At 63.3% G+C, this 17946-nt stretch carries 9 protein-coding genes; 6 read left to right on the top strand and 3 right to left on the bottom strand.

Features of this window, described 5'->3' with window-relative positions:
• Positions 1-96: 96 nt before the first annotated feature.
• On the bottom strand, positions 97-1071 hold the full coding sequence (locus KIH81_RS04965; protein WP_214304346.1) for a glycoside hydrolase family 3 N-terminal domain-containing protein: 975 nt from the start codon (positions 1069-1071) through the stop codon (positions 97-99).
• A gap of 89 nt (positions 1072-1160) precedes the next feature.
• A complete protein-coding gene (locus tag KIH81_RS04960) occupies positions 1161-2537 on the bottom strand; it encodes an IS3 family transposase (protein ID WP_214304345.1) in 1377 nt (458 codons plus the stop codon).
• Between the two features lie 56 nt (positions 2538-2593).
• Between KIH81_RS04960 and KIH81_RS04955 the strand changes: the two genes are divergently transcribed.
• Together KIH81_RS04955 and KIH81_RS04950 are read left to right on the top strand one after the other, a co-directional pair.
• On the top strand, positions 2594-3079 hold the full coding sequence (locus KIH81_RS04955; protein WP_214304344.1) for an MFS transporter: 486 nt from the start codon (positions 2594-2596) through the stop codon (positions 3077-3079).
• Between the two features lie 115 nt (positions 3080-3194).
• Positions 3195-3884 (top strand): hypothetical protein, encoded by a 690-nt coding sequence (locus tag KIH81_RS04950; RefSeq protein WP_214304343.1) that lies wholly within the window; start codon positions 3195-3197, stop codon positions 3882-3884.
• Between the two features lie 95 nt (positions 3885-3979).
• Here the strand turns inward: KIH81_RS04950 and KIH81_RS04945 are convergent, their stop codons facing one another.
• Positions 3980-7228: a CAP domain-containing protein gene (locus KIH81_RS04945; RefSeq protein ID WP_214304342.1), complete on the bottom strand. Its 3249-nt coding sequence runs from the start codon at positions 7226-7228 to the stop codon at positions 3980-3982.
• Between the two features lie 950 nt (positions 7229-8178).
• Between KIH81_RS04945 and KIH81_RS04940 the strand changes: the two genes are divergently transcribed.
• From KIH81_RS04940 to KIH81_RS04925, 4 genes are all read left to right on the top strand, one after another.
• Entirely contained in the window at positions 8179-12081 is a 3903-nt protein-coding gene (locus KIH81_RS04940) for a Spy0128 family protein (protein WP_420829128.1), read from the top strand.
• 510 nt (positions 12082-12591) lie between these two features.
• A complete protein-coding gene (locus KIH81_RS04935; RefSeq protein WP_214304340.1) occupies positions 12592-13998 on the top strand; it encodes a prealbumin-like fold domain-containing protein in 1407 nt (468 codons plus the stop codon).
• 103 nt (positions 13999-14101) lie between these two features.
• Complete coding sequence (locus tag KIH81_RS04930) at positions 14102-17185, top strand: SpaA isopeptide-forming pilin-related protein (protein ID WP_214304339.1); 3084 nt, start codon at positions 14102-14104, stop codon at positions 17183-17185.
• Positions 17175-17654 carry a hypothetical protein gene (locus KIH81_RS04925; protein WP_214304338.1) on the top strand — a complete coding sequence of 160 codons (480 nt, stop codon included), beginning with the start codon at positions 17175-17177 and terminating at the stop codon, positions 17652-17654. Before KIH81_RS04930 ends, KIH81_RS04925 begins: the two co-directional genes overlap by 11 nt.
• Positions 17655-17946: the final 292 nt, after the last annotated feature.

The raw sequence follows: 17946 nt of genomic DNA, 5'->3' as shown, positions 1-17946 counted from the left end.
CTGCCGACCCTATTAGGAGCCGAATCCTCGATCGTTGAATCCGAATTGCCTCGGGCCAATGATCAAGGGCAAAATCCACGCGGTGTTTGGGATTACTCACTCTCCCGCTGACGAGACAGTGACCGTCGCCATGCTGGGCCTACGGATCCTGCGCAGTCTGTGAATGGACAATGCCAACCCGATAATGCAGATCACGTAGACGGCTGCGCTGCCTGCGATTGCGGGCATGCGCCAAGGCGCCATGGCCGGTGTGAGATCGACCGCGAAGCTGTTGGCCACCGTGTACAGGTACTGGTGGGCGGCCTCGCGCAGGAGTTTCTGGCCGGATGCCGTCTCGCGCAGGCGGGTCATGCTCTTGGAGCCGTTCATGCCGTTGTACAGCAGTGCGGTGCCTCCGGCAGTAATGGCCACTTCCTGGTTCATGAAGCCGTGTTCCTCGTTGTTGTCGGTGAGGACGGTGCCCTTGAAGCCCCATTCGTCGCGCAGTACGCCCGTGAGCAGGGCCTTGTCGCCACCGGCCCAGGTGGTGCCGATGTTGTTGTAGGAGGACATGATGGCGGTGGTGCCGCCCTGCTTGACGGCCTGTTCGAAGGGCTTGAAGTAGATCTCGCGCATCGACTGCTCGTTCGCCCATGTGCACAGGCCGTAGTGACGCCAGGTCTCACGCTCGTTGAGCGCGAAGTGCTTGATATACGTGTACAGGCCGTTCTTGTTGGCTGCCTTCACCGTGGCGGCTGCCATGGCGCCGCCGAGGGTGCCGTCTTCGCTGTAGTACTCGAAGTTACGTCCGGTGAACGGGTTGCGGTGTGTGTTGGCACCGGGAGCGTACCATCCGGAGATGTTCCATGCACGGGCTTCCTTGGAGATGGCATCTCCGAACGTCTTGGCCAGATCGGTGTTCCAGGAGGAGGCGAGCACGACCTGTGCCGGGTAGGTGACGGTCTTGTACGTGGTGGTGCCCATGAACGCGTCGAACACGTAGGACAGGGCCGCCGGTCCATCCATGTCGTAGATCTGGTTCTTGCCTACGGACTTGACCGCGGCGCTGCCCCAGCCGTTCTGTGCGACCATGGTGTCGATGTCATCCAGGGTGAGCTGGTCGAGGAGCTTGTCCCACTTCGGGTCATCATAGGGGGGGGTGCGGATGTTTTCTTGGACGGCTAGGAGGCCAGTCCAAGGTGTCTGCGGTATTGCATTGGGCTCATCCAGCCCAGTGACTTCTTGATACGGGTTTCATTGTAGTGGGTCAGGTAGGAGGCCAGGCGTTCGCGGAACTCCTCGAAGCCCACGCCCCTCCAATCGCGCCCGTGGTAGAACTCGTTCTTGAGCCTGCCGAAGAACCCCTCCGCGGCCGCGTTGTCCGGGCTGCAGCCCTTCGCGCTCATGGAACGGGTCAGCCCGTTCTCCTCGCATATCGCGATCCACCCGGGCCACCGGTAGTGGCAGCCACGGTCCGAGTGGACGACCGGCCGCTCGCCGTCCCCGAGCGCGGCGACGGCGTCCAGGAGCATCCGGTTCGCCATGCCGGCGTCCGGCGAACGCGACAGCGTCCAGGAGACGACCATCCCGTCGAAGCAGTCGACCACCGGGGAAAGCCAGCATTTGTACCCGTCCATGGTGAACTGGGTGACGTCCGTGACCCACAGCCGGTTCGGCCGTCCGGCATGGAAGTCCCTGTTCACGAGGTTCGCGGGCGCCTCCCCGATCTCCCCGGCATAGGAGCTCCAACGCTTCGGACGCTTCAGGTACACGGGCCTGAGGTTCCCCTCGCGCATGATCCGGCGCACGACCTTCTCCGAGACGACGAGCGGATCGGCCCCGTCCAGGCGCAGCATCCGGTGGATGCGCCGATAGCCCCACACCCGGCCGCCGGCCTCGAACAGGCCCGTGACGCGGGCCCGCAGCATGGCGTATCTGTCGCCCACGGCGACGGCGCCGCGCTCGTAGTAGTACGTGCTGCGCTTCAGACCGGTCGCATCCAACGCGGCCGCCAGGCCGAACTCACCCCTGATCGCGTCGACGACCCGCGTCCTCTCCCTGTTCGTCAGCATGGACGGGTCGAGGCGCGGGTCGTCGGCTTTTAAAACCCTGATCGTCTCCCGCATCACCGCGTTCTCCAGCCTGAGGGCCTCCACCTGCCGGCGCAGCGCCTCCACGTCGGCGCCGGGCCCCGGCGCCGGAACCTCGGGCAACACCACGTCGCCCCGTCTCATCGTGGCCAATCCGACACCGCCCTCCTCGCGATACCGCCGGGCCCACGCATACACCAGCACCGGGCTGCATCCCACCGAGGCGGCGACCGATTCCGCGCGGCCTTCCCGCAGGAACATGCGCACGGCCCTCAACTTGGTCTCCAGCGTATATGACGATCTCCTCCCGCCATGCCGGGAACCACGGATATGACGCGGGTCGGCGACGACCCACCTGCCGACCGTCGACTTGGTCGGCATGCCCGGCAACGCGCTAATCGCACGCAACGTCAGCCCATCACCGAAATACAATTCAAGAGCCCTCGCCCTCACACCACCAGATTCCATCACGAACTCCAATCCGGACGCCAAACGTCCAACTTTTCGTCCGCACCCCCTTCCTCGTGGTCTACGGCCACGAAGAGGGACTCGGCAGCAACGTCGGCCTGTTCGACACCGTATACGGACTGGCCGTGTTCGCGGCGGCGCCCCTGGGCGGATGGCTCGTGGACCGGCACGGCCATTACATGATGATCCCGATGCTCGCGCTCATGTCCGCATCGCTATGGCTCATCAGCTACTCGTCCGACCTGCGGATCCTCCTCCTGGCCGCCCTGGTCGGCGCGTTCGGCTACGGCGCCGCCGGCCCGGTCGTACGCTCCATCGCCATGAGCGTGGTCCCCGAGGAACGCAGGGGAGCCGCATCGTCCACCCTGTTCGTCGCGTCCGACCTCGGCCAACTCGCCGGCCCGGTCGTCGGCGGCCTCATCGTCTCCCGCTTCGGATTCGCCGTCATGTTCCGCATCGCCCCCGTCTGGGTCCTTCTCGCCATGCTCGTACTCATCTCCACCAACCGCTACGTCAAGGCACGCATCGCGGAAAACCGGTGAGCGGACCTCCACTCCGAGTCACTCACGGAGCCGAATCGGCGCGGGCGTTTCGGATCCGACGTGAGGATCGGCAAAACCGTGTCTTCCTCTAATATTGGCTTCGGAAGCATTCACGGTGACCGACAGGAGGGACAAGATGGAATCCTACGAGCTTGACGAACTGCGAGGCAAGCTGGACAGCATGGAATTCCGCCTGAATGATCTCGAAACTGCAAACCAGCAACTGTCCATAACGGTGACGGACCTCACCAACAGGCTTGACGAGATCGGCCGTCGCGACCGTGATTTCCAGTACGCGATGTGGATTCAGACCGATGACGGGAAACGCTACAAGCAGTGGATCGATACCTGGGATCCGACATGGAAGGAGTTCCTCACCCTCAGGGAGGTCACGGAGCGGGAACGCCGCCAGTATGCGTTGGAGGCGACCCGTGAGGCCGGTTTCGAGCAAAAACCGGAATGGGCGGAATACCGGGGTCGGGAGAAGAACCCCATCAAACGGCTGGTGGGGCACACCCCGTGGCGCGAGGAGTACGAAAAGGACCTGCGACGATGGCAGGAGACGTATGACGCCGCCATCAAACCATTGCCTCACGCCTCGTTCTTCGTGGAAGGCGGCCGGGGCGTGGTCAAGCAAGTTGAAGACACGTACAAGGCGGTCGATGCCGCCATCAAGGACGGCCGCTATGCAGCCATCGGGGAGCTCATCGGTGCGACCATGCCATCCTTCGCGTACCGGTATGACGCGCAGGTGCCCGACGCGCTGCCCGGTGTCGCCGCGTGGCTGCGGGAACACCGGCATTGATCTGATTGGGATGTGAGGCAGCGGGGAACTCCGGCATGACGGTCGGATGTTCCTGATGGGAACATTCTGTCATGCCGGAGCTCGTGATACGGCCGTCAGTCCCTGCGTGCCGAGGCGTGGCGTACGGTCTCGATGCCGAGTCCGGCCGTCAGGGTGAGCGCCGCGGCGACGATCAGGGCCATCGGATCGCTGCCGGTGCTGGCGAGCTTGGACACGTCCTTGGCGTCGGCATCAACCCGGTAACGGATGGTCTCGGTGTCCTTGTCCTCCGGGGCGTGGACGACGTTCCGATCGGTCGAACCGTCCGGGATGGTGACGGTGTTGCCGTCGGTGCCGTTCCCATTGCCGGTGCCGCCGGTATCCGGGGCGTCGGTTCCGCTACCAGAAGTGTCGCCGGCATTGCTCCCGTCACCCGGAGTGCCGGAATCGGTCTGACCCCCATCGGAACCTGACCCATCGCCTGGCCTGCCGCTGTCCTGTCCGCTGCCGTCCGAACCGTTACCATCCGAACCGCTGCCATCGGTATCGGCGCCTCCCTCGTCGGAACCGTTCTGTTCCCCGCCATTGCCCGGGTTGCCGCTCTCGCCGGGATTCGGCTCCGGGGTAGGGGAGAGAAGCCCGTCGAGGGTCTCCTGCGCCTGGGCGAGGGCGGCGTTCGCCTCGGTCAAAGCCTGCTGCGCATCCTGCACGGCTTTGAGGAGCTCGTCCTGATGTTCGGCGACGGCCTGCGCGTCGCCCAGCCGGGCCTTGAGATCGGCGAGAGTGGCGTTGGCCTGTTCGAGGGCGGCCGTCTTCTCGTCCAGCACCTCGCGTGCGGCCTTGATGGCCGGCACCTTGGACGGGTCTGCTGCCGTCGCCTCCAGACTGTCGAGCCTGTCGCGGGCCTCCTTCAAATCGGAGGCCGCCCTCTCCGCCGTCTCGGTGGCCGAGTCCAGCGCGTCCCGTGCGGCCCCGGCATCCGCCTGGGCGTCCAGGAGCGCCTGCTCGGCCTTGTCGAGCGCGCTCTTCGCGTCTGACTGCGCGTTGACGGCCGTCTGGTAGGCTTCGGCCGCATCATCGGCCTTGCGGCGCAGGTCCTTCAGGGATTCGAGCCGATCGTTCTCGGTCTTCAGCGCGGCCTGCTTGTCGGCAAGGTCCTTGCCGGCCTTGTCAAGCGCATCGTTCTTCTCCTTGAGGGTCCGATCCGCCTCGGCCAGACGCTGGTCGAGCTTGTCGGCCGCCTCCTGCCTGACCTCGTACTCGGCCTGTAACTGTTCGGCCTTATCGAGGGCTTGTTCATACTCCTGCTGGAGTCGGTCGACAAGCTCCTGGCCGCCTTCCATCGACGGGGGAGTGGCGGAACCGTCCTTGGCCGCGTCCTCGTACGCCTTCCTCGCCGCATCCAACGCGGCCTTCAGCTGCGCGGCGGCCTCTTCGGCTGCCTGCTGGCGTGCCGCCGCCTCGTCGGCCTCCTGCTGCTTGGACGTGGCGACGCCGGCGAGGGTGTCGGCCTCGGTCTGCTTGTCGGTCGCCTTCCCGTCGGCGTCCTTCCAATCGTCGATGGTCGCGTTCAGGCCGTTCTCGTACCGGTCGAGACGGTCCAGGTACTCGCTGGTGGTGTAGAACTGGGTGTCGTCGCCGAAAGGCTGGATCTGGAAGTTCTGGGTCATGTACGTGTACCCGGTCCGGTAGTCACGTCCGATGCCGAACCCGGTGACCTTCAGCCGATTGTCGATGATGTTCAGGTAGTGGCCGACCGCCTCGTACTTGACGCCGTCGTGCTCCTCGCCGTGGTAGATCCACGGACGGTTCTCCGAGATCCACTCCGAGTCGGTCTTGTTCGCCGCGAGCTCTGCGTCAGTCTTGGCGTACTCGTCGAGGTAGTTCTTCTCGTCCGTGTACCACAGGCCGAACACGCAGTCCGCGGTGGTGCAGCCGTAGGCGATGTTCTCGCCCACGTCGAACTTCTGGGGATGGTTGAACCCGTTATCCTGGATGGCCTCGTTGTCGGCCATGGACGAGCCCATGAGATAGTCCGACACCTTCAGCTCGGTCAGGCCGTTGTCCTTGCGGATCTGGTTGAAGTAGTCGATGTAGGCCAACGACTTCCTCATGTTCGTCAGACTGATGCTCGTGCCCAGCTCATGGGTCGGTCCCACGATCCAGCCCTTGTCGACCCACTCCTTGAAGGTCGGGTCCTTGTTGACCAGGTACTTGGCCGCGTCCGTGCCCTCCTGACGCAGGAATCCGATGGCTCCCTCGTCCAACTGGGCCTGCGCGGCGTCGGCGGCCTGCTTCTTACCGTCGGCATCAGCCTTTAACGTGGCGGCATCGCCCTTGGCCTGGTCGGCTTCGGCCTGGGCTTGGGTTGCGGCCTGCTTGGCTTCGGCGGCCTTGGCCTTGGCGGCGTCTGCCTCCTGCTGCTTGGCCTCGTAGTCGGCCTGTGCCTTCTCGTACGCGGCCTTCAGATCAGCCAGGGACTGGCTGCCCTTGGCCTCGTCGAGCTGCTTCTTCGCCGCTTCGGCCTTCGCCTTGGCATCAGCGGCCTCGTCCTTGGCGTCCTTGGCGTCCTGCTTGGCCTGATCAGCCTTCGCCTTCAGATCAGCGGCGGTGTTCTTCGCCTCGGTCTGCTGCTGCTTGGCGGATTCAGCGAGGGTCTGCGCGTCCTTGACGTCCCGGTTCAGGGAGTCGACCGTGGCCTGCGCCTTGTCGATGTTCTCCTGGGCGGCGCCGGCCTTGTCCGCGGCGGCCTCGGCCGCGTCCAACGTTGCCTTCGCGTCCGTGGCGGCCTGAGTCTTGCCAACCAGCGTCTGCCGGGCGTCGTCCCTGTCCTGTCCTGCGGCGTCGGCCTTCGCGTCGGCGGCCTGCTTGTCCGCTTCGGCCTGCGCCTTGCGCTGGTCGGCCTCGGACTTCGCCGTCTCGGCGGCGGCCACGTCCTGCTGCGCCCGGTCCAGGGAATCCTTGTCGATGCCGGCGTCCTGCAACGCCTGATCGTAACCGGCCTGTGCCTGGTCCTTCTCGGCCTGCGCCTGGCCAACCACCGTCTGCTGGTCGGAGACCGCCTGCTTCGCGGATTCGACGGCCTGCCCGGCCTGGTCGATCTCCTCCTGCGACGGGGCCGCCGCCTGCGCCTGATCCAACTGGTCCTGCTTCTCCTGCACGTTGGCCTTGGCGTCCTCCACAGCCTGCCTTGCGTCGGACACCGCGTCACGCGCCGTGACCGGCGCCGGATCGACCGGCACGGACGTAGTCGGGTTGACAGCTGCCTCATCGGCCATCGCACCCGGTGCGAACATGCCGACCGCCAAAGACGCGGCCAAACCAGTGATGACGGCCCTGCGGCCGTTACCGTTGCTGCTTCCCATAAGGGACTCCTTTCACAATCACGCGGCACGACCCCTTGCCATGCCGCGACCCGTCGCAAACGACGAATGAAAACGGATGGGAGACGAAAGGAACCCGGTCGCCCGGGATGTCCCCTCCGTCGCCGACACCCCAACCAACCGGACAACCTGGCATGCGACACGCCGGATGCTTCACCTTGGCGGAATCCGTTGGGCCTGAAAGGAATGGAGCTTGATAACGGTTTGATAACTATTAGGGGGTGTTGTACCCCCTTTCCTTGTTTTCGCAGAGACGGTAGGAGTAGACATGTATATGGTGTGATGTCGTATCGCCGAAGGCGGCGGTATTTGCCGAGGATGGTACGTGGCACATCCGGGCTTCATGGCGGAGTCCGTGTTCCGTATAACTTCATGGAATTGAGGAATGAAGAAGATGGGGAGTGGATCTTCAATAAAAGGACGGGTGATGGCGGCCTTGACCGCATTGGCCACACTGGCCGCGGTGGCCGTCGCCCCTGGCGCAGTGGGCGAGGAAAACGTCGGGGGGGGGTATCGTCGCTGACACTTCGTTTACCATCAACGCGCCCGAAGGAAAGACGTTCGAGAACATAGGCGCGGACAATGTTTACGCCATCCGGTTGGGTGAGTATTCCAATGCGCAGGACACAGATGGCGACGGCGTCATAGACCAGTTCGATTTAGGCAATTCGTATTCGTCTAATACGGGTTATGTTTTTTGGTCCTCGTTCGCAGAGGATACGGGCTTGTCAGCCGCGGAGGGCAATTCGTATGCGGCGAAACTGTGGCGTGTGCAGCAGGGGCAAACGTCGCTGGACTTTAACGAGCTGATCGACACATTGTTGTATGGCCGGTCAAAGGGTTCTAATGATGCATACTTCAGGTTTCCTGTCAGTGTAGCCTCGGATATCGGCTCGCAGAAATCCGCGACCTTGACTTTGCCTGAAGAAGGCATGTATCTGATCTATTTCACCAAGTCGCAGGGTTTATATGATCCTCCAGACTGCGGCGTTGAAGGAGCTTCAGGGGTATTCCAAGAATGCTTCGGGCCTCTGTTTTCCTCGAGTTCAGCCCCTGCACTTCCGATTCTTGCCTTCACTAAAATCAACGGTCATCTCATCAATAACATCAGCCAGAATGCGGTGATTTCACCTAGATCAAGTTCAGATGGTGATGACTCAGATAATGCGGGACAGGGACTGACTCTTCATAAAGTGGATATGAACGGCAATCCGCTTCCCGGCGCGCAGTTCGAGTTGCGCCTTGAGCTCGGTAAGCCGGTATATTACATGAGCTGGAATGAATCTACCCATTCTTGGAGTGCAAGCGACGACTATTATTCGAAGCGGTACGTGTTCACCACTGATGCCAACGGTAACGTTACTATACCGAAGTTGCCTGGAGAGCTGTTTATAGGGGATGATTACCTTCTTACGGAGGTCCATAATCCCAATGGATACAGAGGCGATGTCTATCTTTATATCTCCTATGATGAAGAAGGAAACTGGCATGTGCCGTATGTGAATAATGGTGATCTTTATGGTGGCTTCGACACGGTGACGAGCACGGTCACAGTGAAGAACAAACCAGCCGCCAAGATAACGATCTCGGGAACCAAGATTATTAAGAATAGTACGTTGAAGGGCGACGACTTCTCGTTCACCATCAGCCGTGATGATAATAGCTCTCCATTGCCGTACCCGGCGACCGTAAAAAACGATGCGCAAGGCACCTTCTCATTCGGACCTATTGAATATGAACAGGCTGGCACCTATTGGTACACCGTCAATGAAAAGGCCGGTGATACCAACACAACCGGCATCAAATACGATAACACCGTATACAAAGTGAAAGTCACAGTCACTGAGAATGCTGCCGACGGCACGTTGAGTGCCGTGTCTCAGGTATACGATTCGACCGGCCAGACCATTCAGCCGGACGGCATCAAGTTCACGAATGAGGACACCGGCGCGGCGGAGACGACTATCACTGGTTCCAAGAGGCTGACGGGTGCCAATCTCAAGGACGGACAGTTCAAGTTCCAGATCACCGCGAAGACCACAGGTGCTCCGATGCCGAAGACCACACAGGTATCGAACAATGCGGACGGTTCGTTCGCATTCGGTCCGATCCGCTACACCAAGTCCGACCTAGGTAAGAATGATGCGCCCGCTGACTATGAGTACGAGGTCAGTGAGGTGAACGACGGACAGACCGGAGTCACTTACGACACGACGAAGTATCTGGTCAAGGTCAAGGTCGCGAAGGATGCAGATGGCAAATTGACCGCCACCCCGTCGTACAGTGTCGGCGATTCGGCAAAGACCGGCATCGCTTTCAACAACGATTACAAGCCATCCGTACAGGCGTCCATCGCTGGTGTGAAGACGCTGGACAACAAGCAGCCCGGTGACAAGAAGTTTAGCTTCGAAATCAGCAGGGCCGCGGGCGATACCGCGTCTCCGCTTCCCGACCAGACGACCGTGGAGAACGATTCTAATGGAACGTTCTCGTTCGGTCCCATCACCTACACGGCGGAGGGATCCTATAAGTACATGGTCAAGGAGACCGGATCCACGCCCGGTATCACCAACGATTCCACGGTGTACGAAGTGACCATGACCGTCGCCAAGAACCCCAATGGCACGTTGGCCGTGACCCCGTCGTACATCGTCGGCAACGAGACGAGGAACAGTATCTCCTTCAACAACACGACCACGCCAGGTGGCGGTGATGCATCAGCATCAGTGTCTGTCAAGGGTACAAAGACTTTTGAGAACGGTACTCTGAAAGGCAACGACTTCACGTTCAAGCTCACGCCAGATCAGGGAACTCAGGGTCAGGAAATCATCGCGACCAACGACCAGAACGGCGACTTCACTCTCGGCCCGATCGAATACAAGAAGTCCGATCTGGGCAATGCGGCGGAGAAGACGTTCCACTACACGGTCTCCGAGGTCAACGACCACCAGGCGGGCGTCACCTATGATTCGACCACCTTCGGCGTGACTGTCACGGTGAAGCTGGCCGGCGACACCATGACCGCCACCCCGACCGTGGACGAGGGCAAGACCATCGCGTTCACCAACTCGACCACCCCGGGCGGCGGCGAAACGTCAACGACCGCGTCGATTACGGGCTCGAAGACCCTGAACGGCGGCACGCTCAAGGGCGGCGACTTCACGTTCCACCTCAAGGCCGACGAGCAGGGCGCACCCGGCGACGACCTGACCGCGAAGAACGACAAGAACGGCTCCTTCACCCTGGGCCCGATTACCTACAGGGAGTCCGACTTGGGCGGCCAGTCGTCCAAGTCGTTCCACTACACGGTCTCCGAGGACAACGATAGCCAGCCCGGCGTCACCTACGACACGACCACGTTCGGCGTGACCGTCACCGTGTCGAAGGGCGCGGACGGGATGACCGCCGTCCCGACCGTGGACGACAACAAGGCGATTGCGTTCACCAACTCGACCACGCCCGGCGACAATGGTCATGAGACGACCGCGTCCATCACCGGCTCGAAGCGCCTGACCGGCGCGGACCTGACCGCGGGACGGTTCTCGTTCAAGCTCCAGGCCGAGAAGGCGGGCGCACCCGGCGACGGTACGACCACGACCAACAATGCGGATGGCACGTTCACCTTCGGCCCGATCCGCTACGTGACCGCCGATCTCGACGGAGCCAAGGAGAAGACGTTCAACTACACGGTCTCCGAGGTCAATGACCATCAGGCGAACGTCACATACGACGCAAGCACGTACCGCGTGCACGTGACCGTGAAGCTTAACGCGAACGGCACGCTGACCGCGACGCCGGTCATCGAGGGCGGTCCGATCACGTTCGACAACTCGACCACGCCGGGAGGCGGCGGCGAGAGCCACGACACGACCGTGACCATCCCCGGCACCAAGACCCTGACCGGCGCGGACCTGACCGCCGGACGGTTCACGTTCCTGCTCAAGGCCGACGAGACCGGTGTCCCCGGCGACGGGCTGAAGGTCTCGAACAATGCGGACGGTTCGTTCTCGTTCGGTCCGATTCGCTACACGAAGTCCGACCTCAAGGGCGCGCAGTCGAAGACGTTCGACTACACGGTCTCCGAAGTCAACGACGGACAGACGGGCGTCACGTACGACGCGAACACGTTCCGCGTGCACGTGACCGTGAAGCTTAACGCGGACGGCACGCTGACCGCGACCCGTAGCATCGAGGGCGACACCATAGTGTTCGCCAACTCGTACACCCCGAACGAGTCCACGCCCGAGACGTCCGTGTCCATCCCCGGCGTCAAGCGCCTGGATGGCCGCGACCTGAAGGCGGGGGAGTTCACGTTCAGGATCACGGCGCGTGACGGCGCACCGCTGCCGGCCGGCACGACCGTGTCGAACAATGCGGACGGTTCGTTCTCGTTCGGTCCGATTCACTACGTGAAGGCCGACCTGGGTGGCGCGAATGAGCGCACGTTCGTCTACGACGTGAGCGAGGTGGCCGGTTCGGATGCGACGGTGTCCTACGACAAGACCGTGGTCACGGTACGCGTCACGGTCACGCTCGACGGCGACCGGCTCGTGCCGACCGTGACGGTCGATGGTGCGGACGGCGTCACGTTCACCAACACGGTGAAGCCGGACAAGCCCGACCAACCGGACAAGCCCGACCAGCCGAACAAACCGGACCAGCCGGGCGACAACAAGCCCGAGCAGCCCGGCAAGCCCGGTACGTCGACCGACACCACGACCCCGTCCAAGCCAATCGCTCAGACCGGCGCGGACATCGCCGTGGTCGCGGCCGTCGCGATCGGACTCATGATCGCCGGAATCGCGGTCTACGCCACGCGCCGCCGCCTCGACTGAGGCTGATCCGCGGTCCATATAGCAAATAACACAGAAGGCCCGTGCAACGGTTCGGAGGAATCGTTGCACGGGCCTTCCTCGTATGCGTCGGTACGAGATTCGCGGCGTTGCCCGGTCGGCTGTGATGCTTGCGTCTGTTGTGGTGTCGAGGATTGGCCGCAGTGCCGTTATGTCCCGTGTGGGGACGTGGCAATGGAACGCCGTCCGAATGCCGCCATGTTCCTTGACGCTCTCTGCCAATCGGAATCGTAGTGTTCGCATCAGTCGTAGAGGATTTGCCGATTCGAAAAATGCAATCCTTTGCATTGTGCGAAAACCCGTGCGAAAGCCGATTGGGCGGCGAGTTCCGTTTGACGAAAACGCTTTGGTGGGGGGTATTAGTGGCTTATGGAGGGCGTTATGGAAGACGCCCAACGGGGGTTCGCGTTTCCGGTTGTTTTCAGAGACACGGGTTTCCCGAGCCGCGAATGTGAGCGGTAACAGACGGAATCGGGAAGGATTCACTGGAACATGAAGATGGGTTTGAGGGCGACGGGTCTGCTGGTCGCCGCCGCCACGATGCTGTCCGGACTGGCGTTCGGCGCCACCGCGTACGCTGAGGGTGATCCCGCGAACGGCGCGCAGGATGCGCCGAAGGCGACGTGCACGGCCACGGTCGGCGCGGCGACGATCACGATCAACGCGAAGAACGTCAACCAGCTGAAGAAGAGCGACACCGACGTGCGCGACTTCAAGGTGATCAGGATCGCGCACTACAAGACGGACGCGAGCGGCAACTTCACCGGTCTGGAGACCCCGGACAACGTCAGGGCGACCCCCGTGCTCGGAGAAGCGTCGACCAGCGGCGCGGCCAAGGGTGTCACCGCCGGCAACATCGCCAGGGCCGGCCTGCAGGGCCTGGAGGATCCCAACGGCCTCGTATACGACGAAGCGACCGACGGCGATCCGATGCAATGGGCCGCCGACCATCTCCTGAACGGCGATTCCGGCACCGGCTTCCGCGCGTTCGTGGACGGTATCGACCGAACCCAGTTCGGCGTCCTCGGCGGTGCCAGCCAAGACAAGAACGACTTCCTCATCAAGGGCTATCTCGCCAAGGCGGACGCGAAGATCGCCGATCCGGCCAACCAGCCGTCCGCGACGCTGACCGAGAACCAGGACGGCTCCGGCAAGGTCACCCTGACCTTCCCGACGGATGACAACTACGACTACGCGGGCATGTACCTGGTCTACGACATGAGCGGCGACGCGACGTTCGGCACGAAGACGTATTCGGCCAGCCCGACCATGCTCGTGGGCACCCCGCTCAACTCGACCGGCGCGGACTGCACGCCGATCGCGAACGCGGACGGCAACGTGAACATCAAGAACCAGTTCACCCAGAAGGGCGACTTCGAGTTCCAGAAGGTCCAGGCGGACGGCACGACCGGCCTCGCGGGCGCCGGGTTCGTCATCAAGCAGGACGGCAAGTACGGCGTCCAGGGCACGGACGGCAAGTGGTCGTTCACCGCCGACAACATCAACGACGCGACCGAAATCACGTCCGGCGCGGACGGCACGGTGAAGTTCTCCGGACTGGCGGCGGGCACGTACACGGTCGAGGAGAAGACCGTGCCGAACGGCTACCTGCAGGACGTCAAGCCCACGTTCGACGTGACCATCGCCTTCACCGGCGAGAACGGCGCCCTGACCTACACCGCGACCGGTACCGGCAAGTACGACGGCCTCGTGTTCAACGACAACGGCGACAAAACGATCACCTCCGGCCTGAAGGTGAAGAACGTGACCAGCCAGAGCCAGCTGCCGAACACGGGCGCCGCCGGCATCGCCATGTTCGCGGCCGTGGCCGTGCTGCTCGCGGCGGGCGCGGGCGTCACGTTCGTGCGTTCCCGTTCCGTCAAGCGCGCGCTGCACTGAACCGATGGCCGACATCCGGTCGATTGAGTGATTGAGGCATGCGCCCCGACCCCTGTCATGGGGCTTGGGGCGCATGCCCGTACCTGAAGGTGGAGTGGAAAGAATGATGCGGAACGTGGACGTGGCGCGTCGGATGCGCGCCGGTGCGGCGGCCGTGGCGTGCGCGGCGATGCTGGCCGGCGGCCTGACCGTCGCGGCGAACGCCGAGGACGCCTACACGGTGAAGGACGCGGCGGGGTTCGTGTCGGCGCTGACCTGCACGGCGGCGGACGCGGCGCGCACCGTGACGATCGCGGAGAACATCACGGTGACGGACGGCGACGTGGGCGGGGCCGGCAAACACATCAGCGCGAACTGCCCGGTGACGATCGTGTCCGACGGCGCGGCGCGCACGGTCACGTGGGCGGGCACGGCCTCGATGCTCTGGCGGGACGGGAACGCCGTGGGCTCCCTGACCATCGGCGCCGCGGACACGCCCAACGGCCAGGGCGGGAACGCGCTGACGTTCACGCATCCGGATGACAAGGCCGATCATGGTCCGATTATGCACTCGTACGGCACGGTGGCCATCCACGGCGGCACGTTCACGGGCCTGCGCGTGGGCAAGGGCGGCGTCGTCCAGAACGACGGGACCCTGACCATCGACGGCGGACTGTTCCAGGGCAACACGGCGTCCGACGAATCCGGGGACACGAAAATAGGCACCGGCGGCGGCGTGATCTACCAATCGCAGGGGTCGACCACGATTACTGGCGGCGAGTTCAGGGACAACGTGGCGGCCCCGACCGGCTGCACGTCCGACGACGACTACTCTTCGTGCAAGAACTACGTGGGCGGCGGCGGTGCCCTGTTCTCGAAGGGCGGTTCGGTGACGATCGGCGGGAACGTCGTGTTCGACCACAACGGCGCGACCGCGGCCCACTTCAATTCGGGCGGCGGCGCCATCTGGGTGCAGGGGACGCTGACCATCCGCAACGGGCGCGACGGATCGTCCAGGCCGACCTTCACGAACAACTGGGCCGTCGTCGCCGACCCGAAGAATCGCAATCTGGAGAATGACGGCATCCTCAGGGGCGGCGCGGGCGGCGCCGTGTTCCTGAACAACGGATCGAACGCGTACATCACGGGCGGCAGGTACACGGGCAACGTGTCCGGCTACCTAGGCGGCGCGATCTACACGGAGGAGGGCACGACCACGTACGTGGGCAAGGCGGTCGCGTGGAAGAACATCGCGGGCCATTTCGGCGGCGGCCTGTGGTTCTGCCCGTCCGGAAGCGCGGCCGCGTCCAAGGGCGGCAACATCGCCCTGTTCGGCAACACGGTGAATGCGGACTACGACGCGAACCCGGACAACAAGGTCACACCGCTGCCCGTTGGGGCGACGTCGACGACCGCGGGCGCGGATCTGGCGATCATGAACCCGTGGTACAAGAATCATGACGACACCCAGTTCGAGCTGCTGGACACCTGGTTCACGAACCGCTCCGAGGCCGCCGTGACCTGGCAGTGGGACGGCACGCCGTTGAAGGAGTCCTCCGGCTACCACGATTCGTGGCTGCACACCGCCAACAGCGTCACCCAGGGCATCAACGCCGTGCTCGCGGACAACGCGCATCAGGGCGAGCAGAAGCCCGCCGTGGTCAGGCTCACCAAAGGCACCGCGCCCGCCGGATCCGCGGACTACTACGACACCGGCCTCGCGCTGAAGGCCGAGGTGAAGGACGGGGTCGACACACAGGCCGCCATCGACGGCGCGCAGCTGACCATGACGGGCAACTACGCGCGCCTGTCGGGCGGCGCGTTCGGCTCGGACGGCGTGGTCGTCTTCGACTCTCCGTACTCGATGGACTGGAACAAGACCGACTCCGTGACCGGACTGCACGTGAAGGGCAAGTCCACGTGGAGGCTGAGCATCAGGTCCGCGGACCTGACGGACCGCGACACGTCGAGGACCGAGGGGGAGAAGACCCCGTACTTCGACGTGGACATGCGCCCCTCGAACTGCCAGGCCACGAACGACACGAAGAACGACTACTGCTGGGGCGAGACGAACGGCATATGGACCGTGCTGATCGAGGACAACGACGACCTCATGCACGACAACAACCGGCAGATCGGCTCGCTGAGCCTGGATAACCTCGCGCCCGGCACATACACGCTCGAGGAGGTCACGCCCCCCGACGGGTACGTGAAATCCGACAAAAAGTACATGTTCACCATCGTCGAGACCGCCCAGGGCTCCCTCCCCAAGCCGCCGGTGCTGTACGTGCTGAACGATGACGGCACCCAAGGCGACGAGGTCAAGGATTCGAACGTGGACAACACGCCGAAGACGGGCTTCCTGGAATGGTCGAAGACCGATTCCGTAACCGGCGGCCGCCTGCCCGGATCCGAATGGAAGATCACCGACGCGGATGGCAACGACGTGGAAAACTACACAAACATCACGGACTGCGCGACCGGCGAGGGTGGCAGCTGCGACGCCTTGCTCGGCGACCAGGACCCGATGTCCGGTAAGTTCAGCATCCGCCTCGGCGACGGGTATCTGCCCGCCGGCTCGTACAGGCTGGTCGAGACGAAGGCCCCGGAGGGCCACTTCCTGTCGAAGGATGCGACGCACGCGTTCACGGTCACCGCCAACGGTGACAAGTACGAGGCGACGTGGGACGGCGTCGAGACCGGCACCATCGAGAACATACCCACCTCGGTGTCGTGGACGAAGGTCGGCTCCGACTACACGTCGAAGGCTCTGGCCGGCAGCACGTGGAAGCTGACCGGACCCGACGGTACGGAGACGGATATCACGGACTGCGTGAAGCAGGACGCCTGCAAGGCCGGCGGCGACCGCGACGCGACGGCCGGCGTCTTCCGTCTCATCGGGCTGAAGGCCGGCAAGTACACGCTGACCGAAACCAATGCGCCGGAAGGGTATGTGAAGTCCGACAAGACGTACACGTTCGAAATCAAGACCGACGATCCGAATGCGACCGTGGCCATCTACTCGGATTCCGACATGACGGACGCCGTCACCGACAACAAGATCGTCAACCAGAAGCAGGTGTCCGTCCTGCCGCTGACCGGCGGCTCGGCCCTGGACTGGCTGGTCACGGGCGGCGTGCTGGCGCTCCTGGCCCTGGCCTCCGCCTTGGTCATGGGCCGGATGCGCGGTCGGGCCGGTGTCCGATAGCCGCGGGTTTGATTCCGGGCAGGTCGCGTATCTGAACGGCCTGCCCGCCGTGGCCCGCGCGGACTCCAGACGCATCGTGTATGCGGATTGGTTCCGCGACGAGGTCATGCGCCGCTACGGCGAGGGCGTCCCGCCGACAGCGGTGTTCCGCGAGGCCGGTCTCGGTCCCGAGATCATCGGAGGCAAACGCATCGAACGATGCGTGGCCCGCTGGAGGCGGGAGACCGGAACGGCCCCGATGCGCCGCGGACGGCCCCCGGTTTCCGCAGACCGGAATAAGAAGGCGGAGATTGCTGCAAGTCAGCTGGCGACGATTGCGGAGCTGGAACGCGGTGTCGTAGCACTGGGCGAGCGGCTCGGCCTCGATCCGATGGGCATCGACGCGGACCGTCGGCAGGTCGTCATCGACGGCCTCAGCCGACTTGTCGAAGACTACAGACAACGGCTGGGGGAGAGGATTCCGGAATGATATGCCGACAGGCCGAAACCCCGCCATCAGACTGGTGGATATTCTGACCTGTCGGTGACGGTGTGGTTTTTCGATGCTGCTCTGAGCGTGTAATGCAGGTCCGCATTGTTGCGCGCTTGAAGTCCGCCGGTGGTCGCATGAACCCTGCACGTGCGCTTGGATTCTTCGGAGGGACCAGTATATCTTCCTTACGCGTGTGATTCTGAAGGCAATGCGGCCCATGCCCAGTCTCTTGGTGTAATGGATTCGCAATATTCTTCCTATGATTTCCTGAGCTCGAACCGCCGCGCCA

Origin of the sequence: Bifidobacterium miconisargentati, from assembly GCF_019331675.1 — a bacterium.
Classification (GTDB): Bacteria; Actinomycetota; Actinomycetes; order Actinomycetales; family Bifidobacteriaceae; genus Bifidobacterium; species Bifidobacterium miconisargentati.
This window is presented reverse-complemented; position numbering and strand designations above follow the sequence as displayed.